Annotated in this window: 22 protein-coding genes and 1 pseudogene; 13 read left to right on the plus strand and 10 right to left on the minus strand. The window is 67.8% G+C overall.

Translation table 11 applies throughout. The annotated features are described in order from the left end of the window. Positions 1-925, plus strand: a 925-nt coding sequence (locus ACTZWT_RS08440) for a calcium-binding protein (protein WP_444769238.1), incomplete at its 5' end; no start/stop codon positions are given. 512 nt (positions 926-1437) lie between these two features. Here the strand turns inward: ACTZWT_RS08440 and ACTZWT_RS08445 are convergent. Then, positions 1438-7530 carry an apolipoprotein A-IV repeat region-like domain-containing protein gene (locus tag ACTZWT_RS08445; RefSeq protein ID WP_444769239.1) on the minus strand — a complete coding sequence of 2031 codons (6093 nt, stop codon included), beginning with the start codon at positions 7528-7530 and terminating at the stop codon, positions 1438-1440. Positions 7531-7952: 422 nt separating this feature from the next. On the opposite strand from ACTZWT_RS08445, the gene ACTZWT_RS08450 reads away from it, so the two are divergent. After that, entirely contained in the window at positions 7953-8297 is a 345-nt protein-coding gene (locus ACTZWT_RS08450) for an Hpt domain-containing protein (protein WP_444769878.1), read from the plus strand. A 156-nt stretch (positions 8298-8453) separates the two neighbouring features. Next, entirely contained in the window at positions 8454-8774 is a 321-nt protein-coding gene (locus ACTZWT_RS08455) for a 2Fe-2S iron-sulfur cluster-binding protein (RefSeq protein ID WP_444769240.1), read from the plus strand. A 7-nt stretch (positions 8775-8781) separates the two neighbouring features. Here the strand turns inward: ACTZWT_RS08455 and ACTZWT_RS08460 are convergent, their stop codons facing one another. Continuing rightward, a complete protein-coding gene (locus ACTZWT_RS08460; protein ID WP_444769241.1) occupies positions 8782-9237 on the minus strand; it encodes an acyl-CoA thioesterase in 456 nt (151 codons plus the stop codon). Between the two features lie 160 nt (positions 9238-9397). Between ACTZWT_RS08460 and ACTZWT_RS08465 the strand changes: the two genes are divergently transcribed. Next, a complete protein-coding gene (locus ACTZWT_RS08465; RefSeq protein ID WP_444769242.1) occupies positions 9398-10426 on the plus strand; it encodes an NAD(P)/FAD-dependent oxidoreductase in 1029 nt (342 codons plus the stop codon). A 397-nt stretch (positions 10427-10823) separates the two neighbouring features. Next, positions 10824-12089: a chloride channel protein gene (locus ACTZWT_RS08470; protein WP_444769243.1), complete on the plus strand. Its 1266-nt coding sequence runs from the start codon at positions 10824-10826 to the stop codon at positions 12087-12089. A 62-nt stretch (positions 12090-12151) separates the two neighbouring features. Here ACTZWT_RS08470 and ACTZWT_RS08475 read toward each other — a convergent pair whose 3' ends face one another. Further along, on the minus strand, positions 12152-13195 hold the full coding sequence (locus tag ACTZWT_RS08475; RefSeq protein ID WP_444769244.1) for a glycosyltransferase: 1044 nt from the start codon (positions 13193-13195) through the stop codon (positions 12152-12154). Between the two features lie 303 nt (positions 13196-13498). Between ACTZWT_RS08475 and ACTZWT_RS08480 the strand changes: the two genes are divergently transcribed. From ACTZWT_RS08480 to ACTZWT_RS08490, 3 genes are all read left to right on the plus strand, one after another. Continuing rightward, complete coding sequence (locus ACTZWT_RS08480; protein WP_444769245.1) at positions 13499-14839, plus strand: glycosyltransferase family 4 protein; 1341 nt, start codon at positions 13499-13501, stop codon at positions 14837-14839. A 7-nt stretch (positions 14840-14846) separates the two neighbouring features. Next, positions 14847-16154: an O-antigen ligase family protein gene (locus tag ACTZWT_RS08485; protein WP_444769246.1), complete on the plus strand. Its 1308-nt coding sequence runs from the start codon at positions 14847-14849 to the stop codon at positions 16152-16154. Positions 16155-16222: 68 nt separating this feature from the next. Beyond that, positions 16223-16873 (plus strand): DUF2147 domain-containing protein, encoded by a 651-nt coding sequence (locus tag ACTZWT_RS08490; RefSeq protein ID WP_444769247.1) that lies wholly within the window; start codon positions 16223-16225, stop codon positions 16871-16873. A gap of 461 nt (positions 16874-17334) precedes the next feature. Here the strand turns inward: ACTZWT_RS08490 and ACTZWT_RS08495 are convergent, their stop codons facing one another. Further along, a complete protein-coding gene (locus tag ACTZWT_RS08495) occupies positions 17335-19383 on the minus strand; it encodes a hypothetical protein (protein WP_444769248.1) in 2049 nt (682 codons plus the stop codon). Between the two features lie 136 nt (positions 19384-19519). Between ACTZWT_RS08495 and ACTZWT_RS08500 the strand changes: the two genes are divergently transcribed. Together ACTZWT_RS08500 and ACTZWT_RS08505 are read left to right on the plus strand one after the other, a co-directional pair. Continuing rightward, entirely contained in the window at positions 19520-19789 is a 270-nt protein-coding gene (locus ACTZWT_RS08500) for a ribbon-helix-helix domain-containing protein (protein ID WP_322518117.1), read from the plus strand. Positions 19790-19798: 9 nt separating this feature from the next. Then, the gene (locus ACTZWT_RS08505; RefSeq protein ID WP_444769249.1) at positions 19799-20110 is read left to right on the plus strand and encodes a type II toxin-antitoxin system RelE/ParE family toxin; all 312 of its coding nucleotides are present in this window, start codon (positions 19799-19801) and stop codon (positions 20108-20110) included. 9 nt (positions 20111-20119) lie between these two features. Here ACTZWT_RS08505 and ACTZWT_RS08510 read toward each other — a convergent pair whose 3' ends face one another. Continuing rightward, entirely contained in the window at positions 20120-21193 is a 1074-nt protein-coding gene (locus ACTZWT_RS08510) for a UPF0104 family protein (protein WP_444769250.1), read from the minus strand. Between the two features lie 398 nt (positions 21194-21591). Here ACTZWT_RS08510 and ACTZWT_RS08515 point away from each other — a divergent pair, with 398 nt between their 5' ends. After that, on the plus strand, positions 21592-22098 hold the full coding sequence (locus ACTZWT_RS08515) for a YciE/YciF ferroxidase family protein (protein ID WP_444769251.1): 507 nt from the start codon (positions 21592-21594) through the stop codon (positions 22096-22098). Positions 22099-22354: 256 nt separating this feature from the next. Here the strand turns inward: ACTZWT_RS08515 and ACTZWT_RS08520 are convergent, their stop codons facing one another. From ACTZWT_RS08520 to ACTZWT_RS08530, 3 genes and pseudogenes are all read right to left on the minus strand, one after another. Continuing rightward, the gene (locus ACTZWT_RS08520; protein WP_444769252.1) at positions 22355-22795 is read right to left on the minus strand and encodes a hypothetical protein; all 441 of its coding nucleotides are present in this window, start codon (positions 22793-22795) and stop codon (positions 22355-22357) included. 83 nt (positions 22796-22878) lie between these two features. Beyond that, complete coding sequence (locus ACTZWT_RS08525; RefSeq protein WP_444769253.1) at positions 22879-23274, minus strand: type II toxin-antitoxin system HicB family antitoxin; 396 nt, start codon at positions 23272-23274, stop codon at positions 22879-22881. Positions 23275-23278: 4 nt separating this feature from the next. After that, a pseudogene (locus ACTZWT_RS08530) lies at positions 23279-23466 on the minus strand (type II toxin-antitoxin system HicA family toxin). Positions 23467-23559: 93 nt separating this feature from the next. Between ACTZWT_RS08530 and ACTZWT_RS08535 the strand changes: the two are divergent. Then, a complete protein-coding gene (locus ACTZWT_RS08535) occupies positions 23560-24177 on the plus strand; it encodes a hypothetical protein (protein ID WP_444769254.1) in 618 nt (205 codons plus the stop codon). Between the two features lie 149 nt (positions 24178-24326). Here the strand turns inward: ACTZWT_RS08535 and ACTZWT_RS08540 are convergent, their stop codons facing one another. Both ACTZWT_RS08540 and ACTZWT_RS08545 read right to left on the minus strand, forming a co-directional pair. Beyond that, positions 24327-24758, minus strand: a complete 432-nt coding sequence (locus tag ACTZWT_RS08540) for a universal stress protein (RefSeq protein ID WP_444769255.1) — start codon at positions 24756-24758, stop codon at positions 24327-24329. A 94-nt stretch (positions 24759-24852) separates the two neighbouring features. Beyond that, positions 24853-25383: a SixA phosphatase family protein gene (locus tag ACTZWT_RS08545; RefSeq protein ID WP_444769256.1), complete on the minus strand. Its 531-nt coding sequence runs from the start codon at positions 25381-25383 to the stop codon at positions 24853-24855. 93 nt (positions 25384-25476) lie between these two features. Here ACTZWT_RS08545 and ACTZWT_RS08550 point away from each other — a divergent pair, with 93 nt between their 5' ends. Continuing rightward, positions 25477-26940, plus strand: a complete 1464-nt coding sequence (locus tag ACTZWT_RS08550) for an NAD(P)/FAD-dependent oxidoreductase (RefSeq protein WP_444769257.1) — start codon at positions 25477-25479, stop codon at positions 26938-26940. Positions 26941-26983: the final 43 nt, after the last annotated feature.

The raw sequence follows: 26983 nt of genomic DNA on the forward strand, positions 1-26983 counted from the left end.
CGCCAATAACGGCAACGACACGATCGACGGCGGCGCCGGCGACGACGAGATCTACGGCCAGGCCGGCGACGACGTCATCGACGGTGGCGACGGCAACGACACGATCAATGGCGGCGACGGCGACGACGTCCTCAACGGCGGCGCCGGCGACGACATGCTGCGCGGTGGCGCCGGCAACGACACCATCGCGGGCGGAGCGGGCTTCGATACGCTCGATCTGTCCGACGCCACCGGCGCGATCAGTCTCGACGTCGCCGGCGGCACGGTCTCGGGCGCCGGCATCGGCACCGACAGCTTCACCTCGATCGAAGCCTTCATCCTCGGTGCCGGCGACGACGTGCTGACCGGCGGCAACGGTGACGAGATCTTCGACGGCGGCGCCGGCAACGACACGCTGAAGGGCGGCGCCGGCGACGACCGGCTCTCCGGCGGCGACGGCAACGACAATGTCGACGGCGGCTCGGGTGACGACGTGGTCGCCGGCGGCGCCGGTGACGACGTGCTGAAGGGCGGGTCCGGCGACGATCTGGTCGACGGCGGCGACGGCGACGACACCGTCGACGCCGGCTCCGGCGACGACATCGTGGCCGGCGGCGCCGGCAACGACACGCTGAAGGGCGGGTCGGGTGCCGACATCATCACCGGCGGTGCAGGCAACGACATCCTGACCGGCGGCTCCGGCTCGGACGTGTTCGTGTTCGCCGCCGGGTTCGGCAAGGACATCGTCACCGACTTCACCACGACGGGGTCGTCGGCCGACGTGCTGCAGTTCTCCAGCGACGTCTTCGCCGACTTTGCCGACGTGATGTCGCACGCCACCCAGGTCGGCAACGACGTCGTCGTGACGTTCGATGCCGACGCCACCGTGACGCTCGCCAATCTGCAGATCAGCGCGCTCGCGGCAGACGACTTCCGCTTCGTCTGATCCATCGCGACCTGACAGGGCCACGGAGCGCTACGGCGTTCCGTGGCTTTGTTTTGCGTCGACCCCGAGGCCGATGGGCGTGAGTGGTCGATGGTGAGAAGGCGCCCCGGACGTGAAGAGCGTCGACGGTGCAAACCCCTGATTTAGACGAGAGCGCTTCATCGATTGATTGAAGCAATCCGGCCTTTCCAGAGGCACTGAGTCCTCATCCTGAGGAGCCCGGCGAAGCCGGGCGTCTCGAAGGATGGGGGGACGCAGTGCCGGCGGCTCATGGTTCGAGACGGCGCTGCGCGCCTCCTCACCATGAGGAGGTACTTGTGGCTGCGCATCATCAATCCTGATTCCACCTAAAGCAGAACGGCTCTAGCAAGGCCCACCGGGCGACGCACCTCGATGCGCATCCGTCGGTCGCAGTGACTTCGCCTGAACTGGCCCGAAAAAAAGCGGAGGCCGAGGCCCCCGCCATTTTCGTCGTCACGACTGACGTCGGCTACCAGCCGGGTGGGGCGCCGTTACCCCAGCCGCCCCGCCGCGTGGGCCAGCAGCGTGTAGACCAGTCCGGTCTCCGAGCTCAGATGCGTGCGCAGCGCCTGCGGTCCGCGGTCGTCGCGGGCGACCTCGTCGAGCAGGCGCTCGAACTCGGTGATGTAGCGGTCCACCGTCTGCTTGAAGGCGCGGTCGCTGCGATATTTGCGGGCGACCTCGTCGAACGCCTTCTGGCCGGCGGGGGTATACAGCCGCTTGGTGAACGCCTTGGCTTCGCCGCGCTGGTAGCGGTCCCACATCTCCAGCACCAGGTTGCGGTCCATCAGCCGGCCGATGTCGAGCGACAGCGATTCCAGCGGATTGCCGCTCATCGCCTGCTGCGGCGTCCGGGCTCGCGGGGCGGCCTCGCGCTCGGCGCCGGTGTCGGCGCGGTTCAGGAGATCCGACAGCCAGCCGTCGCGGCCCTGATCGGAGCCGGTCGGCGCAACCGGCGGGGCCTCGGTGCGGCGCGGAGCGGGAGCCGGAGCCGGAGCCGGACCAGGCATGCCGAGGTCCGGCGGCGGCAGGGTCGATGCGCTGGCGTCGCGGCGCGGAGCCGGCCGGGACACCGGCTCGACCGGCCGGGACATGGCGGCCTCGCTGCGGCCGCCACCGGCGGTCGCCAGCATCGGCTCTTCCTCACGGACCACGCTGGCGCGGGTCGTGCCGACCACGTCCATGCCGCGGCCATGACGGGCGACGATGCGGTTGAGTTCGGCCAGCGCCTCGATCTGGTCGACGATCACCTTGCGCATCTGCGCGGTGCTCTCGGCGGCCTCCTGCGGGATTTCGAGGACGCCGCGGCGCAACTCCTCGCGGGTGGCTTCGAGTTCGCCGTGCATTTCCGAGGCCATCTGCTTGATGCCCTGGACGATCGACGCGAAGCGGTCGGCCGATTGCTTGAACAGCATATCGGCTTCCTGGGTGCCCTGCTGATAGACCTGGTGCATCGCCTCGGTGGTGAGGCGGCGCTCCTGTTCGGCGGCGGAGCGGACCGCCTCGAACTGCTCGGTGATGCTGGCGGAGCCGGCGCCCGCGGTTTCGGCGACGATCCGGGCGATGTCGCGCGCCCGCTCCTCGGCCGCGGCCAGCGATTCATCGAGCAGGCCGGTGAAGCGGGTGAGCCGCTGGTCGAGATCGGCGGTGCGCAGATCGATGGTGGTGACCAGCGATTCGAGCGACTCCTTGCGCTCGATCACCGAAGTCGACGCGCTGCGGTTGCTCTGCTGCACCAGCTCGGCGGCTTCGGCCAGCGCCCGGCCGTGAACCTCGAACTGCTCCGACAGCGCGCTGAGGTCGGCGAGCGCCTTCGCGGTCTTGCCGTGGAAGCCGGTGAGCTGATCTTCCAGCCCCTGCGTGGCGGCGCCGCTGCGGGCGTTGACGTCGTTCATGGTGGCGACGAAGTCCGCCACGCGGGTGACCAGCGCGCGCTCCAGCGAGTTGAGATTCTCGTGCGCACCGGTGAGCACTTCCTGCAGCAGGATGTTGCCTTCGCGCAGCCGCTCGAACAGAGCGACCGTGTCGGTGCGCAGGATCTTGCTGGTCTCCTGCATCTCGGTGACGGCCGTGACCGAGACCTGGCGCGACTGATCGATCGCGGAACGCGACGCCAGTTCGAGGTCCTTGAGCGACTTGTTGATCGCGCCGGTGGCCAGATCGCCGGCGCCGGTGATCGAGCGCGCGACGTCGTTGCCGTTGGTGAGGATCGAGTTGGAGAACGCCTTGCCGCGCGTCTCGATCGCGTTCAGCGCATCGGTGGTGACGCGGTCGATATCGACGGTGAGCTGATTGGTCTTGCCGGAGAGGGCCTCGACCAGCACGCCGCGTTTGCCGTCGATGATCTGCGACAGGCGGTCGGCCTGCTGCTGCACGTAGCTGACGATTTCGTCGGTCTTGGCGGTGATGGTCGAGCCGAAGCTGCCGCTGGCGGCGAACACCGACCGCTCGATTTCCGCGGAGGTCGACTTGATCTTCGAACTCACCTCGTTCGACACCGCGACCAGCGTGCTCTGGGCCGCGGCCGCACTGACCTGGATGTTGTCGGTGGTGTTGAGGGTGACGCCGGCGAGCGTCCGCTCGATGTCGGCGGAGATCGCCTTGATCTGGCTGGCGGCTTCCGCCGTGCCAACGGTCAGGGTGGACTGAACCTCGCGGGCGCTGCCGAGAATGGTCGTCGCCGCCGCGGCGCTGACCGAGGTCAGCGTGCGCTCGACGTCGATCGCCAGCGACTTGACGTGGTTGGCGGCCTCCTCGGAAGAGGTCATCAGCGAGGTCTGCGCTTCGCGCGCCCCGGCGACGATCGATTCGGCGGAGGTCTTGCCGGCGGTGATCAGGCTGCGTTCGACCTCGGCAGCGAGCGACCGGGCCTGATCGGAGGCCGCGGTCGAGGCGTTGGCGAGCGTGCTCTGGACGTCCCGGGCGCTGGCGATGATCGCGCCGGCGGTGGCGCTGCCCGCCGCGGTCAGGGTGCGCTCGACGTCGCCGGTCAGCGCCTTGACCTGGTTCGACGTCTCGGTGGAGGTCGCGACGAGCGTGTGCTGGGCTTCGCGGGCGCCGGACAGGAGGGTCTCCACGGTGGCGCTGCCTGCCGCCGTCAGCTTGCGCTCGACATCGCTGGCGAGCGAGATCACCTGGTTCGACGCCTCGGCGGAGGCGGCGACCAGCGTGTTCTGGGCTTCGCGCGCGCCGGCGACCATCGCGCTGGCCGTCGAGGACCCGGCTTCGGACAGCGTGCGCTGAACGTCCGCGGTCAGCGACTTGACGCGCTCCGCGGCTTCCTCGGACGCCGCCACCAGCGTGGTCTGTGCCGCGCGGGCGCCGCCGAGCACCGATTCAGCGGTGGCATTGCCGGCCGCATAGAGCGTGCGTTCGATATCCGACGACAGCGACCTGATCTGGCCGGTGACCTCGGTCGAGGCCGAGACCAGGGTCGACTGCGCCTCGCGGGCGCCGGCCAGCACCGAGGCCGAGGTGGCGTCGCCGGCACCGGTCAGGGTGCGCTCGATATCGGCCGACAGCGAGCGGATCTGATTGGCGACGTCGGAGGACGACGACACCAGCGTCGCCTGCGCCTCCCGGGCGCTGTTCAGCACCGAGGTCGAAGCCGTGCCGCCGACGTCGGTCAGCGTGCGCTGAATCTCGGCGGACAGCGTCCTGATCTCGTTGGTGACGTCGGTCGAGGTGGCGACCAGCGTGGTCTGCGCCTCACGCGCGCCGGCCAGCACCGACGCAGCGGTGGAGGTGCCGGTGATCGCGAGGGTGCGTTCGACGTCGGCCGACAACGACTTGATCTGGGCGACGGTGTCGCTCGACGCCGCGATCAGCTTGGCCTGGGCTTCGCTCGCGCTGACCACCACCGAATTCGCGGCGTTGGCGCCGACCGCAGTGAGCGCGCGCTCGATCTCGGACGAGGTGAGCTGCAGTTGTGCGCCGACCTCGGTCGACACCGACAGCATCGCTTCCTTGGCCGAGCGGGTGCCGGTCTGGATCGAGTCGCTGGTGCTGATGACGAGGTTGGTGAGCGAGCGTTCGGCGTCGGAGACGTGCGACTTGATGCCGAGCGAGAGTTCCTCGGCGCGCGCCATCAACAGGTCGCTCGCCTCGCGGCCGGTGTTCTCGAACCGGCCGGCCACAGCATCGATGCGCGATCCGAGCAGGTCTTCGAACTGCGACACGCGCAGGTCGATGTCGGTCAGCACCGTGCCGACGCGGCCTTCGAGACCTTCGTGGATGTCCTGGAAGCGGGCGCTGATGGTCGCCGCCAGACCGGCGCTGCGGCTGTCGATCGTCTCGGTGACGTTGCCGATGCGGTGATCGATCGCGTGGATCGCCTGCGCGGTGCCGTCGGTGAGGGAGGTCGTCAGGTGCGACAGCCGCGAGTCGATCGCCTCGATCGCCTGCACGGCACCTGCGGTCAGCGTGCCGGAGAGCTGGTCGATCCGGGTATCGATCAGTTCGACTGCCTGGCTGGTGCCGGCCGACATCGTGGTCGAAAGCTCGGCGATCCGGCTGTCGATGGCGCCGATCGCCTGGGTCGAGCCGGTGGACAGGGTGTCCGAGAGTTGGGTGATGCGCAGGTCGATCAGATCGACGGCCTTCGTGGTTCCGGTCGACATCGTGGTCGAGAGCTCGGCGATCCGGCTGTCGATGGCATCGATCGCCAGGGTCGACCCCGCCGTCAGGGTGTCGGAAAGCTGTCCGATGCGGGTGTCGATGGACTCGGTCACCGTCTGGGTGCGCGATGCGAAGCCCTCGTCGAGCGATCGCAGGTGTCCGCTCACGGTTTCGTCGAGCGACTTGATCTTGCTGTCGAACGAGCCGTCCAGGCTGCCGAGGCGGGTATCGAACACGTTCTCGAAATGCGACAGGCGCTGATCGAGCGTGGCGCTGATCTCGCCGCCGCGCGCCGTGACGCGCTGATCGAAATTGTCGACGTAGTCTTTCAGCGTGGTCGAAATATCCTGGGTGCGCTGGCCCATGCGCTCGACGATGTCGCCGCCATAGGTCTTCACGGTGCGGTCGAATTCGGAGATGTGGCGGGTGATCAGGGCGCCGAGCGTGCCGCTGTCGCGCGCGAATTTCTCGGCGAGCTCGGAGCCCTGCTGCTTCACCAGATCGTCGAACGCGCTCATCTGCATGCTGAGGGCGTCGTGGGCGTTCTCGGTCTGGCTGACGACCTTGGCGACCAGGGTGTTGACGGTGACGTCGAGCGCTTCGCTGGCCTTGTCGCCGCTGGTGAGGATCTGGTCGGCAAGCCGGTTGCCGGCGTCGTCGATCTTGCTCACCAGGTCGCCGCTGCGCAGCTCGAGTTCGAGCAGCAGCGAATCGCTGGAATTCTTCAGCGAGTCGTGGACCTGCTCGGTGCGCTCGGAGATGCCGTCGACGATGCTGGACGAACGCTGTTCGAATTCGCCGGTGATGCGGTCGAGGCGCTCGTTCAGCATCTCGTGGACGCGGTCGGCGAGTTCGACGAATTCGTCGTGAACGTGCCCGGTCTTGAAATTCAGGCTGGCGGTCAGCCGCTCGCTCGCCTCGAGCACCGCGCGGGTGGTTTCGCCGCTGGCTTCCTCGAGACGGTCGAGCAGATCGCCGCCGCGCTCGCCGAGGGCGAGGATCATGTTGTCGCCGGCATTGCTCAGCGCGCCGGTGATGTGCGCGCCGCGCTCCTCGAGCGCGCTGGTGATGCTCTTCGCCACTTCGTCGACCCGCGAGGCGATCGCGTCCGAGATCAGCGCGATGTCGTGGCGCAGATCGATCTGCACGCCGGAGATGGCGCTGCGAACCTGCTCGGCCTGGCCGACCAGATTGTCGCGCTGATGCGCGATGTCCTGCAGCAGCGCGCGGATCCGGACTTCGTTGTCGGAATAGGCGCGCTCCAGCGCCGAGACTTCGTTGGCGACCAGGGTCTCGAGTTCGCCGGCGCGCGCGATCGCACGCTCGACGCCGTCGCCCATCGCCGCGACTTCGCGACGGATCGCCTGACCGACGGTCACGACGGAATCGCTCGCCGCGATCTCGGGCTCGGAAAACCGCATCGCGACCTGCGCCATCGACTGGGCGATCATCCGCAGTTCCTGGCCGCGCCAGGTCAGGCTCGCGAGGAAATAGAACAGCATCACGGGCGCAAGGAACAGCGCGATCAGGCCGACCAGCGCCATCGTTCCGCCGGCGCCCTGGCCGACCATCGCCTGCAGCGAGGGCAGGAAGCTGATGGTGAGCACGATGCCGCCGAACACCCAGACGCCGGCGAAGATCGAGGCGAGGGTGTAGACGTTGCGGGCCGGGCGGCCCTTCTGCAGCGCCTGCAGCAACTGGCCGATGGTCTCGCGGTCGTCATTGGCCGGGCGCTGGGCAAAGCGCCCGTCGTCGGGCTGTTCGAAACTGGGACGGTCGGCGGCTATCCGTGGCTCCGGTGCGCCGTCGTTGAAAGCGGGCGGCGGCAAGATCGCCGGCGAATTGTCGCTCCGCACCGAGGTCGGATCGTCGGTCGCCGCAGGCGCATCGCTGATGTTCAGGGCTTCCTGAATCGCGGACAGCGCCACTTCGGTCGGATCTTTGATCTTCTTGGGATTGTTCGCCATGTGACCTACGCCCTCGTTCTACGCATCCGGGACACTGCATGAATTTTGATCGCAGTTCGCCAGCTCCGGTCTGGTGCCCAAAGCCGGCGCAGTCGACCCCCTCGACGCCGGACTTTTGTCCACCACTTCCGCAAACATCCTATTGGCTCGGTGCTTCGAATGAAATGCCCGACGTTAAGACAATCTTAATCATCGTTAACGGGAGTTGCCGCTAACTCTTTTCGCTAGCGCGAAAATCCCCTTGAACGCCGGAAAGCGGCGGGAAATTGCGGACGAAATGGCCTCAAACTTGCGGCGCTGTCCCGAAATGATCCGTTAACCAATCCCGTGCTTGGATCGGCAATTCGCCGGCCGATACGTGGAAAACGGCGAATCTGCCGGGAGAGGGGCTGTTGTCGCTGCAACTGGATTGGGTCGAGTGGATGGTTTCGCCGCCGTTGGTTCCGGATTCCGAGCCGATCGACGCGGCGCATCTGGAGCGGATGACGCTTGGGGACAAGTCGCTCGAGCGTGAGGTCCTGACGATCTTCTCGGCGCAGGCGGCGAGCCTGGTGGCGGTGCTGTCGTCATGGCCGGCGGACGCCGCTGCGCTGGCGCATACGTTGAAAGGCTCGGCGCGGGCGATCGGGGCATTCGCCGTGGCGGACGCGGCCGACGAATTCGAGGATGCGCTGCGCCGCGGCAAGGATGCCTCCGACCGGCTGGCCGCGCTGGATGCCGCGGTCGATCACGCAAGGGCCGCGATCGGCGAGCGGCTGGAGCGCTGATCCGCTGCGTCGCGCGGCTTCGAAGGTCGCTGCGGCGACGGCCGTTGCGGTTCCCGATTTTGCCCGCCGCGGCGCTGGCGGAAAGCCGACCGACCCGCTATAGGACAGCCCGTCATCCTTCCCAGTCCGAACGAGCAGAGCGTCCGACGAGCAATCATGGCCAAGATTAACTTTGTTGACCACTCCGGCGAGACCCGCACCGTCGACGTCGAGAACGGCGCGACCGTGATGGAAGCGGCGATCCGCAACGCCATCCCCGGCATCGAGGCCGAATGCGGCGGCGCCTGCGCCTGCGCCACCTGCCACGTCTATGTCGACGAGGCCTGGCGCGAGAAGGTCGGCGGCCCGTCGCCGATGGAAGAGGACATGCTCGACTTCGGCTACGACGTGCGGCCGAACTCGCGGCTGTCGTGCCAGATCAAGGTCTCGGACGAACTCGACGGCCTCGTGGTCTCGACGCCGGATCGCCAGGCGTAATTACGCGCTATGCGTGCTCGACGCCGTGCAGCCACCACGGCGCGAGGTTGGCGATCAGCTGATCGGTGAGCGGCGTCGGCTTGCGGCTCTGCGCATCGACCAGCACGGTGACCGCACGCGCCGAGGCGACGCAGACGCCGTCCGAAAACACCACCTGATCGAAATGCGTCGAGGTGCGGCCGAGCTTGACCAGGCCGATGCCGAGCTCGATGGTTCCCGGCCAGTGCAACTCGCTGCGGAAGTGGATGTCGAGCCGCACCAGCACCCAGGACAGCCCCGCCGGGATCAGCCCGTGCGACGGATGCTTCATCAGCGTCACCCGGCCGGTCTCGAAATAGCTGGCATAGACCGCGTTGTTGACGTGGTTGTTCGGGTCGAGATCGGCAAACCGGACGTTGTCCGAGAGGCGATAGGGGAAGTCCTCGAGCCGAGGCACAGCGTGGTCGCGGGATCGTGCAGACAAGGGCCATTCTCCGGGCTTTTGCCCTCCATTGAGCGCAGTTCTTGAGATAGAACAAGATGCCAGCGCCGTTTTATGGCTTTTCTCCCCCGCCGGGCTTGGCTAGACAAGCCGCGGTCGGACCGCCCGCGTCCGAAAATCATCAACCCGAAAAGAAACACCGATGACCGAAACGATCAAAACCGATGTGCTGATTGTCGGCGCGGGTCCGTGCGGACTGTTCGCCGTGTTCGAACTGGGCCTGCTCGATATCAAGGTTCACCTCGTCGACATCCTCGACAAGGTCGGCGGCCAGTGCGCCGAGCTGTATCCGGAAAAGCCGATCTACGACATTCCCGGCATTCCGATGATCACCGGCCACGGCCTGACTGAATCCCTGATGGAGCAGATCAAGCCGTTCAACCCGACCATCCATCTCAACGAGATGATCGAAAGCGTCGAGAAGATCGGCGATCCGGAATTCCGCGTCACCACCAATGCGGGCACGGTGTTCGAATGCAAGGTGCTGGTCGTCGCCGCGGGCGGCGGTTCGTTCCAGCCGAAGCGGCCGCCGGTGCCGGGCGTCGAAGCCTACGAAGGCAAGTCGGTGCACTACGCGGTGCGCAAGATGGACGAGTTCCGCGGCAAGGACATCGTCATCGTCGGCGGCGGCGATAGCGCGCTGGACTGGACGCTGAACCTCAACCCGATCTGCAAGAGCATGACGCTGGTGCATCGCCGCGACGATTTCCGCGGCGCGCCGCACTCGGTCGAGCAGATGCGCCAGTTGGTGGCCAGCGGCAAGCTCGATCTCAAGATCGGTCAGATCACCGAACTGCAGGGCGAGAACGGCCAGCTTTCGGGCGCGACCATCAAGCTCAACGACAACTCGACGGCGCAGATCAAGTGCGATGCGATGCTGCCGTTCTTCGGGCTGACGATGAAGCTCGGCCCGGTGGCGAACTGGGGTATCAACCTCGAGAACAATCTGATCCCGGTCGACACCGGCACGTTCGAGACCAACGTCCCCGGCATCTTCGCGATCGGTGATATCAACACCTATCCGGGCAAGCTGAAGCTGATCCTGTCGGGCTTCCACGAGGCCGCGCTGATGTCGCAGAAGGCGGTGAAATACGTCTATCCCGACAAGCGCGTCGTGTTCCAGTACACCACCTCGTCGACCAATCTGCAGAAGAAGCTCGGCGTCAACTGAGCGCGCGCGGCGGCGCGATGCCGCCGGGCGACGAGCCATCGAGTTGCCGACAAAGGGCGCGCCGCGAGGTGCGCCCTTTGTGTTTTGGCCGGGACTCGCCGAACCCGTCATTGCGAGGAGCGCAGCGACGAAGCAATCCAGAAGCGCAGTGCTCTGGGCTGCTGGATTGCTTCGCTGCGGTCGCAATGACGCTGAACACGCCGAGGCGTTCCATTTTGCTCGGCGATAGCTACGGCATCGCGATTGCGCGAGTTGGGCGCGTGCAACGCCCGGGCGGCGGCGAGCGCTGCCGCGTTTCACGTCAAGTTGACGCGATCACTTGCTGGACTCGGAGCGACCAGGCGCGGCATGAAGGGGCTCACGCCTTTTCAAGCCTGCGCGAGGGCCGATCCCGCCGATGAAGTTCGCCCTGTCTCGCCGTCACAAGCGGCTCCTGGTCGTGGTGTCGACGCGGTCGCGGCGGCGGGCGATCTTTCTGCTGGGCGGGGTGGCGATCGGGGCGGCGGCGGCGGCGCTGGCGCAGCTCGCCGATCTGGCGCAGTCGGCCTTCGCCGCGATGCTCGGGCATTCGCGCTATCTGCCCTTCGTCGTCACGCCGCTCGGCTTTCTGATCTCGGTGTATCTGACCACGCGGTTCTTCCAGAACGCGCAGGGCAGCGGCATCCCGCAGGCGATCGCGGCGCGGCGGCTGACCGACCAGACCGCGCGCGGCCGGCTGGTATCGCTGCGGGTCGCGGTCGGCAAGTTCGTGCTGACGCTGTTCGGCCTGCTGGTGGGCGCCTCGGTCGGGCGCGAGGGGCCGACGGTGCAGATCGGCGCCTCGATCATGTTCGCGCTCGGGCGGCTGTCGCCGCGGCGGCAGCCGGCGCTGATTCTGGCCGGCGCCTCGGCCGGGGTGGCGGCGGCGTTCAACACGCCGCTCGCCGGCATCATCTTCGGCATCGAGGAAATGAGCCGCTCGTTCGAAACGCGGTCGAGCACGCTGATCATCGCCGCGGTGGTGGCGGCCGGCCTGACCTCGATCGCGTTGCTCGGCAACTACACGTATTTCGGCACCAGCGCGATGGCGCTCCGCGGCGGCGTCGACTGGCTGGCGATCCCGGCCTGCGGCGTCGTCGGCGGGCTCGCCGGCGGCGTGTTCAGCCGCATCGTGGTGGCGGCGGGCGGACTCCCGGCGATCACCCGGCATCCGCTGCTGCTGGCGCTCGGCTGCGGATTGGCGGTGGCGATCTGCGGTTTCGTCTCGGGCGATACGATCTACGGCACCGGCTATGCGGAGGTGAAATCGGCGCTGGAAGGCGGCACGCCGCTGCCGACGGAGTTCGGCGTGCTGAAATGGCTGGCGACGACGCTGTCGTCGGTCAGCGGCCTGCCGGGCGGGATCTTCTCGCCGTCGCTCGCGGTCGGCGCCGGGCTCGGCAGCAACATCGCGGCGCTGTTCGCCGAGACGCCGATCGCCGCGATCATGCTGCTCGGCATGGTGGCCTATTTCTCGGGCGTGGTGCAGGCGCCGATCACCGCCTTCGTCATCGTGATCGAAATGACCGACAACCACGCCATGGTGATTCCGCTGATGGCGACCTCGCTGATCGCCTATGCGTCGTCGCGGCTGGTGTCGAACGAGGGCATCTACCACGCGCTGGCGCGGCGCTTCGTGCCGTAGGCGTTGCGGCGTGGCCCGGAAAGGTGCGCGCGGCGCGCGGCACCGCCACGACGGGGGCGTTGTTAGTTGCGGCGCGTGAGCAATTTGACGGCTCTTGCGGGGCCCAGCCGCAGCAGCAGGGCGACGAGCGATACGCGGGAGACGGGGAGGTCGCGTCGCTCGCGCAGCAGGTTCAGCGCGGCGGCCTGGGCGAATTTGCGCTCGCCGGCGGTCAGCGTCGAGAGTTGCGAACTGATCGTCGCAAGGTCGATCGCCGATGCCGGCACGGTCCGGGCGAGAGCGGGGTCGGCGAGTTCGAGCATCCGGAACAGACGCGAACTGTCGCGTTCGAAATCGCCGGGGGTGTCGTCGTGCCAGTCGGGCGGCGCAGTCAGCGCGTCCGACGGATCGGGACGGCCGCCTCTGCGCGCGGCGCCGGCGAGCTTGGCGAGGCGGGCGGAATAGATCTGGCGCAGTTCGCGCGTCCGCGTCACGCTGCCGCCGTGCTCGCGATAGCGGATCAGCACCTCGGGCAGGATCGCGATCTCGCCGATGTCGGCGAGGCGCAGCCAGAAATCATAATCCTCGCCGGCCTCGAAGGCGGCGCGATAGCCGCCGACGCGACGCGCGGCCTCGGTCCGGAACATCACCGTCGGGTGAATGAACGGGCTCTTCTTCGCCAGCGTTTCGCGCAAGCCAACCGGGCTCGGCCGCATCTGCTTGTTGCGCGATGCGCCGTGCTCGTCGATGATCTCGGCCCAGCCTCCGAGCAGCACCACGTCCGGATGCGCCTGCAGATAATCGCATTGTCGCGCCAGCCGATCCGGCAGCGCGATGTCGTCGGCGTCGAGCCGCGCGATCAGCGGCGCGCGGGCTTGCGCGAGGCCGCGATTGAGCGCCGCGACCAGCCCCTCGCGCTGCTGCCGCAGCACCACGACGCGCGGATCGCGACCACGCGCCTCGTCGAGAATCGCCGGCGTGGCGTCGGTCGAGCCGTCGTCGATCACCAGCAGTTCGAGATCGGTCAATGTCTGCGCCAGCACGCTGTCGACCGCCTCGCGCAGCCAGCGCTGGCCGTCGCGAACCGGCAGGATCACCGACACTTGTGGCGGCCGTTCCGGTGACACTGTCGTCCTCGCTCGATTTGTGCCCGCGGCAGGTGGCCAGAGGCGCTCGGCCCGAAGCACTTGAAGATAGCCGCAGCCCGAAGATAGACCGCGCCGGCCGCCGCTTTGCAAGCGCGGCGCGGCGGAGAGATGTTTGCCGTCGCAGCGGATTTGCGGCCGTCAACACGTCCTTGCCATTGACGCTGCGAAGCCCGAACCGCTAGACCCGAGTCGACCTATTTCCGATGATTGCAGGGCGGGCCTCGTCCCGCATGAATGTTATTCAGCCGGTCACCGATGCCGGCACCACGCGACGGACAGCCCTTGGCGCAGATACCCGACAGGCCGACCCCGCCGCAGCCGCGCTGGCTGTGGATGGACGTGTCGACCAGCGTTCGTGCGCGCTCCGGCCAGATGAACGGCACGCTGCGGGTCGAGCACAGCATCGCCACCGCGCTGTCCGGACAGATCGGATCACAGCTCGGCTTCTGCCGCTTCGATCCGTTGCGGCGGGACTACGTGCCGGTCGCCGCCGCGCCGGATCTCGGCGCCCGGCCGGTTGCCGCCGCGGCGAAGTCGAAGCCTGCGCGTGCGACGATGCTGTCCTCGATCAAGCCGCTCGGCAAGAAACTGGAGCGCGCGATTCGCACCTCGGTCCGCGGCGCCGCGGCGCCGCTGCTGCAGAAGATCGCCGGCGGCGAGGGGCTGCCGCCGGTCGTCTCCGCCGGCCGCGAAGTGCTGCTGCTCGCCGGCGAGAACTGGTCGCGGGTCGACTACGAAGCGGTGGCGCGGATGCGCAGCGAACGGGGAACCAGGGTCGCCGCGGTGTGCCAGGACTTCATCCCGGTGGTGGCGCCACAGTTTTTCGCCGATGGCGAGTTCGTCACGAAATTCGAGTCTTATGCGCAGTTCCTGATTCGCGAATGTGATCTCGTGGTTTCGATCTCCGAATCGACCCGCAACGACGTGCGGGCCTATGCGCAGCGCCATGGCGGCGTCGATGGCGGGCTGCGCGGCGCGATCGAGGTGGTGCATCTCGGCGCCGATCTGGCGACGCCGGCCGCCGCCCGCCGGCCCGCCGCGCTGACCGACGCGCAGGCGCAGCGCTTCGTGCTCAGCGTCTCGACGATCCAGTCGCGCAAGAATTTCGACCTGCTCTATCATCTGTGGCGGCGGCTGACCGAGCAGGGCACGCCGAACCTGCCGACGCTGGTGATCGTCGGCCAACCCGGCTTCGGAAGTTCCGATCTGTTGTGGCAGATCGCGCACGATCCGGTCACCGCGTCATCGATCGTTCATCTGCCGCGCGCCGGCGACGACGAACTGGCGTGGTTGTACCAGCACTGCGCGTTCACGCTGTATCCGTCGTTCTACGAGGGCTGGGGATTGCCGGTATCGGAAAGCCTTGCGTTCGGCAAATACTGTCTCGCATCGAACACCTCGTCACTACCTGAGGCGGGCGCGGGGCTTGCGGGGCACCTCGATCCGCTGGATTTCGCCGCCTGGCGCGACGCGGTGCTTGACCTGATCGGGTCGCCTGAGCAACTTGCCAAGTACGAAGCGGCGATCCGGGCGAACTATCGCCCGGTGACCTGGGCGCAATCCGCCCGCCGCCTGGCGGAAGTGCTGCGCAGCCTGTCGGCCGCGCCCCACTCCAAGGTCTAGGAGTCCAATGGTTTCCGTCGTCGCCCGACCGTCGCGTACCCGGCAGAGGCTGGAGCAGACCCGCGACTGGCTGCTACGCGTTCGGGCCGGCGAGAAGCTGTTCATTCTGTCGATGTGCCTGGTCTATGTGATGCACAGCATCTGGCTGGCGCGCACCGTGCTGTGGTTCCTGGTGCTGCCGGTGATGCTGATCGCGACGGCGCCGTACCGGAACCTGCTGCCGATCGTGAAATCTGGCGTGTTCGTCGCCGCCGCCGCGTTCCTGTTGGTGATCATCGGTACCTCGGCGCTCGGCGGCGAGACGCCGACGCCGATGCTGTTGAAAAACCTGCGCTACTTCGCGGCGGTGCTGGTGTTCGTGGCGATCGTCGCGCATCTGGTGCGCAGCGACGGCGATTTCCTGCGGCTGCTGTTCCTGGTGCTGGCGCCGGTGGCGGCGCTTGCGGCGATCCGCGACGTGGTGTCGTTCAGCGGGCTGTCGCTGGAGACGCTGCTCACCGTCCGGCTGCAGGGCGTCAAGGGCCTGACCGTGTACTACAATTCCAACGTCATCGGCATGATGTTCGCGATGCCCTGCGTCGGCGCGGCGGCGGTGATGGCGTCGCGGACGCTGCGGCGCTGGCAGTTCGCGATGCTGGCGGTCTCGGTGCTGATCCTGCTGTTCGCGATCGTGCTGACCGGCAGCCGCGGCTCGCTGATCGCGGCGACGGTCGGCATCGGCGTGTCGATCCTGTCGGCGAACTGGCGGCTGGCCGCGGCGATCGTGGCGCTGGTGGTGATCGCCGCCGCGCTCACGCTGCTGACGCCGCTGGCCGCCGAGTTGCTGCAGCGGCGCGACAGCCTGCGGCTGACACTGTGGCCGGTCTATCTGGAGATGGTGATGCTGAAGCCCTGGCTCGGCTATGGTCTCGCCTTCGACACCCAGCGCACGCTGCCCGACGGCAGCGTGGTGATGAATGGCCACAACATCCTGCTGTGCGCGGCGGTGCGCGGCGGCGTGGTCGGCGCGCTGGCGCTGGCCGGCATCGTGCTGGCGTCGCTGGTCAGCGCGCTGCGGGCGTGGCTGCGCTGCCGCGAGATTCTGGCGCTGGCGCTGCTCGCGACCTGCCTCACCGCCACCAGCGTCGACTACGAAATCATCCCGAGCGATCTCGGTTATCTGTATATACTGTTCTGGCTGCCGGTCGGGATCTGCCTCGGTGCGGCGCTGAAGACGGCGCAGCGCGAGGTCCCGGGCCATCGCGCAGCCGCGACTGGAACCCCGGCTGCCGGCTCCGCCGCCACGTCACACAATTGCCAGCCGGCCGGTACTTAGCTTTGCCGGCTGGATTGTCATACCGATCCGCCATATTCTCGTCTCATCGCGATGTTTCAGGTGTTGCCATGAATACACATCGACCGATCCGTATCGTCGCGCTGGCGGCCGTCGCCGCCTTCACGTACTTGTTCTCCGCGGCCGCCCCCGTGGCCGCGGCGGAGCCGACCGCCGCCGGACTCTGGCAGCGGACCGAAAACGGCAAGCCCACCGGCAAGCCGGTGGTCTGGGTGCTGATGCTCGACCGTGGCAACAACATGTACGAAGGCGTCGTCGCCAAGACCTTCAGCCAGCCCGGCCAGACCGAGCTGGCGGTCTGCGACGAGTGCGAGGACGACCGCAAGGACCAGCCTGTCCTCGGCATCTCGCTGATCCGCGACATGAAGCGGAAGGGCCGGGTCTACGAGAACGGCAACATCCTCGACCCGCGCAACGGCGACGTCTGGAAGGCGATGCTGACGGTCAGCCCCGACGGCCAGATCCTGACGCTGCGGGGCTATCTGATGACGCCAGCGCTCGGCAAGGACGAGGACTGGTTCCGGCTGCCCGACACCGCGATCGCCCAGCTCGATCCTGCGATCATCGCCAAATTCATGCCCGAGCAGGCGGCGGCGGCCGCCCCGGTCGGCACCAAGCCCGGCACCACCGCCGGCAAGGCGAAAGCCGCCCCGGCCCCGATGCAGAAGGGCGGCATGATGGCGCCGGCGCCTGCGAAGTAAGCGGGCGGCGCAGGAACGCCTCGAACGACGCGCTGCGTCTTTCCAAAGAGCATCCCTCGGCCCGAGGGGTGCTTTTTTGATTCTTGCCTTTGATTGTTGCCTTCCTGATTCTTGCCGCACGTGAAGGCTCGAGCGCTTCATCGTTCGATTGAGCGATGTGGCTTCACCAAATGCACCGACTCCTCATCCTGAGTGTCTGACTCAGAATGAGGGCCGCCAAATCAACGCCCTATCTCCGTCATTGTGAGCGAAGCGAAGCAATCCAGTGCGCCGAGCACAGGAGTCTGGATTGCTTCGTCGCGGAGCCTGTGCTTGGACGGCGCGGAGCGCCGATCCGAGTGCTCCTCGCAAAGACGAACTTAAGCGTCTGATATGGTTGCTCCCATTTTGAGCCGGACTCTGAGGAGCCCGGCGAAGCCGGGCATCCCCGAACGCAGCTCCCGCTGTGCTTCAGCGCAGCCTCACTGTGCCGCCGGCGGCGGCAGTGGCGCGCTGATGACGTCGGGGGCGGATTCCAGTTGCAGCACCGCTTCGGCGGCGGGCACCGCGGCGTCGGCCATGGCGGCGTGGCCTTCGGCGGAGGGGTGGACGGCGCCGCCATAGACGGCGGAGACCACGCCCCAGGTGGCGTCGTGGATGTCGGCCGGCTGGATCGCGGCGGGCAGTCCCTGCGGGAAGGTCATCGCCGCGAAGTAACTGTCATTGGCGTCGCGGATCCAGCGCGCGCGCGGCAGATAGGCGCGGAACTTGCTGGCGCCGGCGCCGCAGGCCATCGGCGAATTCGCCGCCTCGACGATGTCGCTGGTGAAGCTGTCGCCGCGCGGCGAAAAGCAGGCGCGGTCGAATTCCGGATCGGTCTCGGCGCGGGCGCAGAAGCCGTGATTGGCGAAGGTGCGCTGATGCGCGTCGACGAAGGTCATGGCGTCGGCGGAGGGATTGCGGCACAGCACGCCGCCGGTGCATCGCGCCAGATCCTTCAGCCGCGGCAGGAACTCGTTGTCGACGAAGGAGGCGACCGCCGCCAGCCGGTTCGGGTCGGCGTTGAACGACGGGTGGATGTCGAAGCCGCCGCGACCGCCGGGGCAGGGCACGCCGCGGCTCGCCAGCGCCGGATTGGCGTAGGTGACGTAGACCACGCGCGACATGTCGCCGTCGACCAGCCCCTTCAGCGTCTCGCGCATCTTCGAAAAGCTCTGCGGCAGCGTCCGTGCCAGCGCGGTGCGCGACTCCTCGATCGAGCCGATCACCCCAGAGCGGCGGAAGATGCCGCGTTCGGTCGGGCTGTCGACGATGACGTCGGCGACCAGGCCGGAGAAGTTGATGTCGTTGGCGCCGACCGACAGCAGCACCAGATCGAGCGTGCGCTGCGGCTGGCGCTTGCGCGCGGCGGCGAGCGCTTCGCGTAGCTCGGCGATCTGGCCGTTGACGCTGCCGGGGCAGTTGGTGCCGGTTTTGGTGCGATAGCATTCGCGCGGCCGCTGCGAGCCGAACAGCCCGTCGGCGATGGTCGCGCCGGTGCAGGCCAGCGGCAGATAGGTCACCGCGATGTGCGGATGGCGCGCCGCCAGCGCCAGCGCACTACGTGTCTGGTAGCTGTACAGCGAGCGATGGCAGGCGGCGTTGAACCAGGTCGCCGAATAGCGCTGCCAGTTCGCCAGCGTGTCCGGCGCCTCGCAGGCGCGGCCGCCTTTGTAGCCGGCGCGGCTCGGCCGATAGAACTGGCCCGGACCGGCGCCGATGCCGGTCCCGATGCCGAGATAGGAGCGATAGCAGAAGCCCTCGTCCGACAGCCCGATCGGCCGGTCCGGATTGCCTTCGCCGGAGGCGATCGAGTCGCCGAGGCCGGCGATGAAGAAATCGCGCACCATGATCTCGGTCGCCACGCGCAGCGGCGCGTCGGCGCCGCTGGTGACGTCGACCGTTGCCACGGTGGGCTTGCCGTAGCGGGCGCGGAAATTGATCGGCTCTGCGCAGTCCTGCGTGGCGTTGCGCGGGCCGTCGCCGTCGTCGAAGGTCCAGGCGCAGATCGCGCCGACCGGGATCGCGCCGGTCAGCCGCACCGTGACCGGATGCTCGGTCGGCGTCAGATAGCTCTCCTTGACGCCGTCGCGGGTGCAGGGCTCGCTGACCCGGCCGGTGAGGTCGATGCACAGCCGGCCGACGACGTTGCGGGCCCAGCCGCGGCCCTCGCTCTGCAGCCCCAGCGTCTGCTCGGAGGCGAGCACGGTCAGCCCGCGCAGCGCCTCGGCCTGCTCGCGGAAGTCACGTTCCTCGCGAAAAAGCCTGAACCGGTTGCGGACCTCCCAGACGATCTGCATCGAGCCGTCGGTGACCGGGATCGCGGCGACGGGAGGGGCGATCGGCTGCTGCGCGGCGTCCGGCGGGATGGCGTCGGGCTGGACGGCGGATGGCGGCGCGAGCTGCGCCCGGGCTGCGGTGGATGGCAGCACGCCGAGGACGGCGAGCGCGACGAGCAGGGCCGGACGACGGAGAAGGGGGACTGTGATCATGCCGCGTTTGACGCCTTGGTTTGGGCGAAAATATGGGAAAGCCGAGCGGATCCTCGTGACCCCTGACCCGGATGTCTCCTGTGATTGCGCACGGTGTCAAGAAGTAGTAAAATTTCGTACCTCTGAGGATGCTTGCATGGCCAACATCGAGAAGGTCAGCGTCGCGCTGACGGGTGAACAGGTCTCGCAGCTCAAGGCGGCGGTGGAGTCCGGCGAATACGCGACCACCAGCGAGATCGTCCGCGAAGCGCTGCGCGACTGGCAGCTCAAGCGCGAACTGCGCCACGTCGATATCAAGCTGATGCGACAGCTCTGGGACGAAGGCGTCGCCAGCGGTTCGGCCGGCGAGATCGACCTGCCCGCGCTGCGCAAGGAAGCCCGGGCTCGGCTGAAGGCGAAAGGGTGAGTTGCGGCGATGCCGGTCCGGTTGACCTGGACGAAGGCGGCGCGTGACGATCTGCTCGACATTTATGAAGCGATTGCGCGCGACCAACCGGCGATCGCCGAACGCACTTTCGATCGGATCGAGGCGAAGGTCGATCTGCTCGGAACACAACCGCGAATGGGTGTGCGGCGGCGGGATATCCGACCGGCTCTGCGAATGCTGGTGGAGGCGCCGTATCTGATCCTGTATCGCACCGAGCCGGACACCGACGAGGGGCCGCTTCGAGGCGTGGAGATCGTCCGCGTCGTCGATGGGCGACGAAATCTCGCGGCTTTGTTCTGACGCCCTAGCTCAGCCTTGGTTCGAGGAGCGGCGCTGTGCGACCTGCCGGACCGGGGCGGTGGCGGCGATCCGATGGCCGTTGCCGTTGCCGGCGCGTTTCTCCTGCCACGGCTTGACCACGCTCAGCCACAGCTCGCGCATGCCCAGGATCGAGATTGCGACGCCGAACGGCAGCAGGAAGTACAGCACGCGGTAGATCAGCAAGGTGGCGATGATGTCCTCGCGGGCGAACATCGGCAGCGCCACCAGCATCGCCGCGTCGAACACGCCGAGCGAGCCGGGGGCATGGCTGGCGAAGCCGAGCAGCGTGGCGAGAATGAAAACCACCGCCAGCGACACGAAGTCGATATACGGCTCGGACGGCATCAGCATGTACATCGCCATCGCGCAGAAGCCGAGATCGACGACGCCGATCAGCACCTGCACCAGCGTCAGTTTCGCCGACGGCAGCACCACTTTCCAGCCGTTCTGGCCGAGCTGGCGGCGTTTCTTGCCGGTCGCGATCCAGACGAAATAGGCCGCAATGCCGGCGAGGCAGGCGACGCCGATCAACTGATTGATGCTGTCCGGCAAGAGATCCATCGCGCTGGCTGCGGCGGGGTGCCAGATCATGCCGATGCCGAGCACGAACAGATTGCCGAGCCAGAAGGTCAGGCCGGAGATGAAGCAGATCTTGGCGACGTCGATCGCGGTGAGTCCATAGTCGGAATAGATCCGGAACCGGATCGCGCCGCCGGTGAACACCGTGGCGCCGAGATTGTGCCCGATCACATAGGAGGTGAAGCTCGACAGCGCCGCGATCCGGTACGGCACGTGCAGCTTGCCGATGGTCCGCAGGGCGAAGAAATCGTAGAATGTCAGCGTGCAGAACGCGCCGAGTACGAACAGCGCGGCGAGCCCGATCTGGCCGGGGGTCTTCTCCGTCAGTGCGGTCAGGATGACGGCGCTGTCGACCCCCTTCAGGGTGCGGACCAGCGACGTGATCGCAAAGCCGATGATCAGGACGCTCGCCACGATGCCGAGCCGTTTCCAGCCGACATAGGTCTTGAAGCCACGCCCCAGCGCGCTCAGCAGTCGATGCATTCGTCCTCCCGGCGGGGCGGCAACGCGACGGGGGCCGCATGCAAAACGGCCTGGCACCTGGCACCCGACAAACTCATCCGCGCAATTCCTTAGGGCATAATCGGCCCGTCGCGCAATCCGGCCGGCGGCACGAACGACGCATCCATGGGACGGCCGGCGCGGTTGGCCCTTGACGTGGCGCAAACCAGCCGTCCGGCCGCAGCATGGCGGCCCCCTGACCTGGACAGCTCTCACCTTCGGCCTGTTGCATATAGGGCGCTCCGCGTCCGTCCGCCATCGGATAGCGGCGTTTCGCGCCGCGCGCGGAACGGGCATCCCGCGGGCTGGTTAACACCCGACACAAGACGAGCGGAAGCGCGGTTGCGAACCGTCCGTTGCTAACCCCGAGAGGAACCGCGATGGGACTTTTTACCAAAGACATCAAGACTCTGGATGACCTGTTCGTGCACCAGTTGCAGGACATCTATTACGCCGAGAAACAACTCGTGAAGGCGCTGCCGAAGATGGCCGACAAGGCCACCGATCCGATGCTGAAGCAGGGCTTCATGACTCATCTCGAAGAAACCAAAGGCCACGTGAAGCGGCTCGAGCAGGTGTTCGAAATGCACGGCGCGCCGGTCAAGGCGGTCGACTGCCCGGCGATCGACGGCATCATCGAAGAGGCCGACGAGACCGCCGGCGAGGTCGCCGACAAGACCGTGCTGGACGCCGCGCTGATCAACGCCGCGCAGGCCGCGGAGCACTATGAAATCGTGCGCTACGGCAGCCTGGTGGCATGGGCGAAGCGGCTGGGCCGCAACGACTGCGCCGCCGTGCTGCAGAAGACGCTCGACGAGGAAAAGGCCACCGACAAAAAGCTCACCACGCTCGCCGAGAGTTCGATCAACATCCGCGCCGCGGGCTGATCGAATTCCGCTTGCTACAAAGTAAGCTGAGGCTAAACGCCGCGCAGGAAACTGCGCGGCGTTTCAGTTTCGCGCCGCGGGAAACCTGCGCGAACGACTCTGCGGAAGTTGTATCGAGCGCCAAATACGACAATCACATGACGACTGATAGTCGAGACGACCAAAGTCGACGCGGCCGCTGCTAAGCGAAGCGCAGGATCCACTCAGTCGGGTGACCGCCGTGCGGAGCAGTCCTAACGGCCTCCGCGAAATCCCGTCAGCCTTTCCGCAGCGCAAAATGCGCGCCGCAGAACGCCATCACGGCGCCGAGCAGCAGCGTCGCTAGCCCTGAGACCACGCCCGCGGTGGTCGGCCCAGCGGACGGCGCCGAGGCCGCTTGCCCCGCGGCGGCAAGCACCAGCACGCCGATCGCGATCAGGAACTGCCGCATCCGCGGCGGGATCTGGCCGGCGACGGCGTGATCCATCAGCGTCGCGGTGAAGTAGCCGCCGGCGAAGCCCGCGGTGGCCACCAGCCACCACGCCAGCGCCGCGCGCGCCGGCATGAATTCGGCGAGATCGGTCCGCCACAGCCCGCCGAGATCGAGCCCGAACCGCATCCCGAGCATATGCAGCGCCAGCGCCAGCAGCACGCCGCTGACCAGCGCGCCGGCGAAGATCAGATGGCGGGGAAAATAGGCGGACTCGGATTTCGGCATTGGGACTCGGGCGATGGATCGGCCGCGACGTTGTAGAAAACCGGGAGGACGCGGGCAAGCGCGGGGCGGCGCGCCGCTATTAGTCACGCTGCAGTCATCGTCTTCTTCGCCGCCTGGGCCAGGAAGCCGGAGCGGGTGAAGCCCTCGCGCTCGGCATGTTCGTCGATCTGCGCGAGCAGATCGGAGGGCAGCGTGATGTTGATTCGCACCGAACGCACCGCCTGCGGCGTCACCGGGATCAGCACCGCGACGCCGTCGCGATTTTGCGGGGCCTGCATGATCTGCTCCAGCGTCGATGGTTCCGGGATCGCCTCGCCGTCCTCCGCCATGCCTTCGAGATGCAGCGCCAGCGCTTCCGCCGCCATGTCGCGCGCCTCGTCGAGGGTGCGGCCGGCGCTGATCGCGCCCGGCAGATCCGGAAACGACACGCCGTAGTCGCTGTCGGGGTCTTTTTGGATCAGCGCGATGTAATGAACCATGGCGTCACCTCAGTTTCAGGCCGGACTGCTGTTCGATGCTGCGCAGCGTACCGATCGGGACGTCGCGCTTGGGATGCGGCACAGTGGTGGGCCGGGCTTGGTCGGATGCTTAAACTGCAGGTGGCTGCCCTTCTGGGCCACCTCGTACCAGCCATCGGCCTTCAAGGCCGCAATCACGGTCCGCGAGTCCATGGTGTATTTATACACATTCGCGCGGATCGCGAAAGGGCGGCCGCGCTGCCGAGGGCCGCGACGCCGCATTGCATCGCGACCGCCACTGCGGCAATGACGGCCGAGCAGGAGGCGGCGGCAGTGACAGGACCGGATCGGAACGCGGGCGCGGAAGAGCCGGCTTATGCCTTCAGGGCATCGCTGATCGGCGCGGCGTCGCAGTTCGAACTGACCGACGACGGTCTTGTGTGGCGGATCGGCCCGAAATCCGGGCTGTGGCCTTATGCGACCATCGCGAAGGTGAGGCTGAGCTACCGGCCGGTATCGATGCAGTCGCAGCGCTATTGCGCCGACCTCGAGGACGCCGGCGGCGCGCGGCTGCGGATCCTGTCGACGAGCTGGCAGACCGTGGCGCTGATGGCGCCGCAGAGCGATGCCTATCGCGGCTTCATCCTCGACCTGCACCGGCGGATGCGCGACGCCGGCAGCCAGGCCGAACTGATCGGCGGGTTGCGGCCCGGCATCCACACCGCCGCGCTGGTGCTGATCGCGGTGCTGGCCGCGGCGATGACCGGCCTGCTGGCGCGCGCAGTCGCGACCGGCTCGTGGTCGGGGGCGCTGTTCCTGGTCGGCTTCGCCGCGTTGTTCGGCTGGCAGGTCGGCGGCTTCATCCGCCGCAACCGGCCGCGGCGCTACGGCTTCGACGAGGTGCCGAAGGATCTGCTGCCTTAGGAAGGTTGCACACGTCATTCCGGGGCGCGCCGTCAGGCGCGAACCCGGAATCGCGAGGTTGCTGCATTCCGCGCAGAACAGCCCGAGATTCCGGGTTCGCTCGCTGACGCGAGCGCCCCGGAATGACGACAGCTCGGCATGGCGCCTGATTACTTGCTGTCCCGCACCACCAGCACCGAGCACGGCGCGTAGCGGACGACGTGGCCGGCGTTGGAGCCGAGGAAGTAGCTGCGCATCGCCGGGCGGTGCGAGCTCATCACGATCAGGTCGGCCTTGATCGCGGCGACCTCCTCGATGATCTCGTGATAGATGCCGCCCTGGCGCACCGCGGTCGACAGCCGCGCCGGTTCGATGCCGGACTCGCGCGCGACCTCGGCGAGCGCCCCCTCGGCGTCGCTGCGCTGCTGGTCGTCGAAATCCGCCGGCACGTATTCGGCCAGCACCACCGGGGTGATCGAGATGACGTGCAGCAGCCGCACCGTGCCGTCATAGGTGCGCGCCAGCGTCGCCGCGGTCTCGATCGCCGGCCGCGCCAGCGCGGTATCGGCGAGATCGATCGGCACCAGAATCGATTTGAACATCAAAGGCCTCCCGTGACCGGACGGCGACGCACGCAGTCTAGCGCGAAGGCCGGCCAGTTCCAATTGCCGAGAGGGCGTCGGGCGGAGCTGCTTGCTAGCTCGCCTCGCGCAAAATCTTCGGGCTGACGAAGTGCTGCAGCTTGCCGGCGCCGAAACGGGCGTCGGCCCAGTCGGCGATCGGGAAGTCGATCACCGCGACCGCGCTGGTCGGCATGCTGCCGGACAGCAGCTTGCGGTCGCTCTCGCCGGCGCCGCAGGTGAGGCCGAGCGCCAGTTCCTGCAGGCCGGGATTATGACCGACCAGCATCAGCTGGTTGATGCCCGCGGAGACCTCGTGGATCGCCTGCAGCAATTGCGCGGGGCTGGCGCTGTACAGTTCCGGCAGGTGCTCGACCTGCGGTTCGGCGCCGGGCGGGAACAGGTCGGCGAGGATGTCCCAGGTCTGGCGGGTGCGCGTCGCGGATGAGACCAGCACCTGGTCCGGCACCAGCCGGTGCAGGGCGAGCCATTCGGCGATGGTCGCGGCGTCGGTCCGGCCGCGATCGTCGAGCCGGCGGTCGTGATCCTTGCCGCTCGGCGCATCCGTTTCGGTCTTGGCGTGACGCAGCAATATCAGACGGCGCATGGATCCCTTCCGGCGGGCGCGAGCTTGCGGAATAATCGAGAAGTCCGGACAGGACAAGGTGACAAGCGCCCAGGCTGTCCGTAAGGAAACGTCATGACCCCGCCGGCGACAAGTGCGACCAATGGACCGGACCCGCTGCTGCCCGATACGGCGGCGAATCCGCACGCGCGGCTGACCTTCGACCTCGACGTCGACCTTTGTGTGATCGGCGCCGGCCTCGCCGGATTGTCGGTGGCGCTGGAAGCGGCGCAGCATGGACTCAGCGTCGCGGTGCTGGAAGCGGGGCGGGTCGGCTGGGGTGCGTCGGGCGCGACGCTCGGCAGCGTGATTCCGGGATACGGCGTGCAGATCGGCGACCTGATCGACCGGATCGGGCTTGCGCATACTCGCGATCTTTGGGCGCTGTCGCGCGAGGGGATGGCGATCGTCGCCGAGCGCGCGTCCGGCGAGGCGATGCCCGGCATCGCCTTGACAGCCGGCGCGCTCGAAGTCTCCAACGTCGATCTCGGCGACCGGTTGATCGAGCGGCTGCAGACACTCGGCGTCGATTTCGCCACCGGGGTCGAGGGCTGGCAGATCGATCGCGTTCGCGACATGCTGCGGACCAACCGTTACTTCCACGCGATCCATTTTCCCGACGCGTTCCAGCTCGACGGCCGCCGTTACCTCAGTGGCCTCGAGGCGATGGCGCGGCGCGCCGGCGTCCGGATCTTCGAGGATACGCCGGCGCTCGGCATCGACTTCTCCGGCATCCGCAAGCGTATCGCCACGCCGCATGCGCGGCTGCGCGCCTCCGACATCGTGCTGGCCGGCAATGTTCATCTCGGCGCGCCGTCGCCGCGGCTGACCGCAACGCTGCTGCCGATGTGGCGCGCCGCCGCGCTGACTGCGCCGCTCGGCGAGCGGCTGGCCGAGGCGATCGCTTTCGCCGGCTCGATCACCGATACCGACGGCGTCGATCACTACCGCATCGTCGGCGGCGACCGGCTGCTGTGGACCGGCCCGGAGACGACCTTCGCGATCGCGCCGCAGCGGCTCGAGGGCCTGATCCGGCGGCGGATCGCGGCGCTGTATCCGCAGCTCGGCGCCGTGGCGATCGCGCGGAGCTGGAGCGGGGCGATCGGCCAGACCGTGCACGGCATGCCGCAGATCGGCGAACTGCGCCGCGGGCTGTGGGTGGCGAGCGGCTTCGGCCGTCAGGGGCTGGCGACCACCGCGATCGCCGGCCGGCTGATCGCGCAGGGCATCGTCCATGGCGACCAGCGCTGGCGGCTGTTCGATCCGTTCGAACTGGTCTGGGCCGGCGGCCGGATCGGCCGCGTCGTCGGCCAGGGCGTCAGCATCGTCGAACGCCGCGCCGCGATGACCGCGGGCCTGCTGGCGCGCTACCGCGAACGTGCCGCCGCGCGCAGCCGGCTCCGCGAGGAGCGGCTGGAGGCTGCCAACCGTCGCGTGCGGATCAATCGCGGGCAGCGGCCGGCTGACGCAGCGCCGCGGGATCGCGTCGAGCCGGGCGCGCCCGCCGCCCGCCGCAGCGAGCCCGGCACGATCGAGTGAGTTTCGCCCGAGCGAATTGCGCCCGAGTGAGTTCGCCGCAGCG

Source organism: Rhodopseudomonas sp. NSM, assembly GCF_052445935.1.
Classification (GTDB): domain Bacteria; phylum Pseudomonadota; class Alphaproteobacteria; order Rhizobiales; family Xanthobacteraceae; genus Rhodopseudomonas.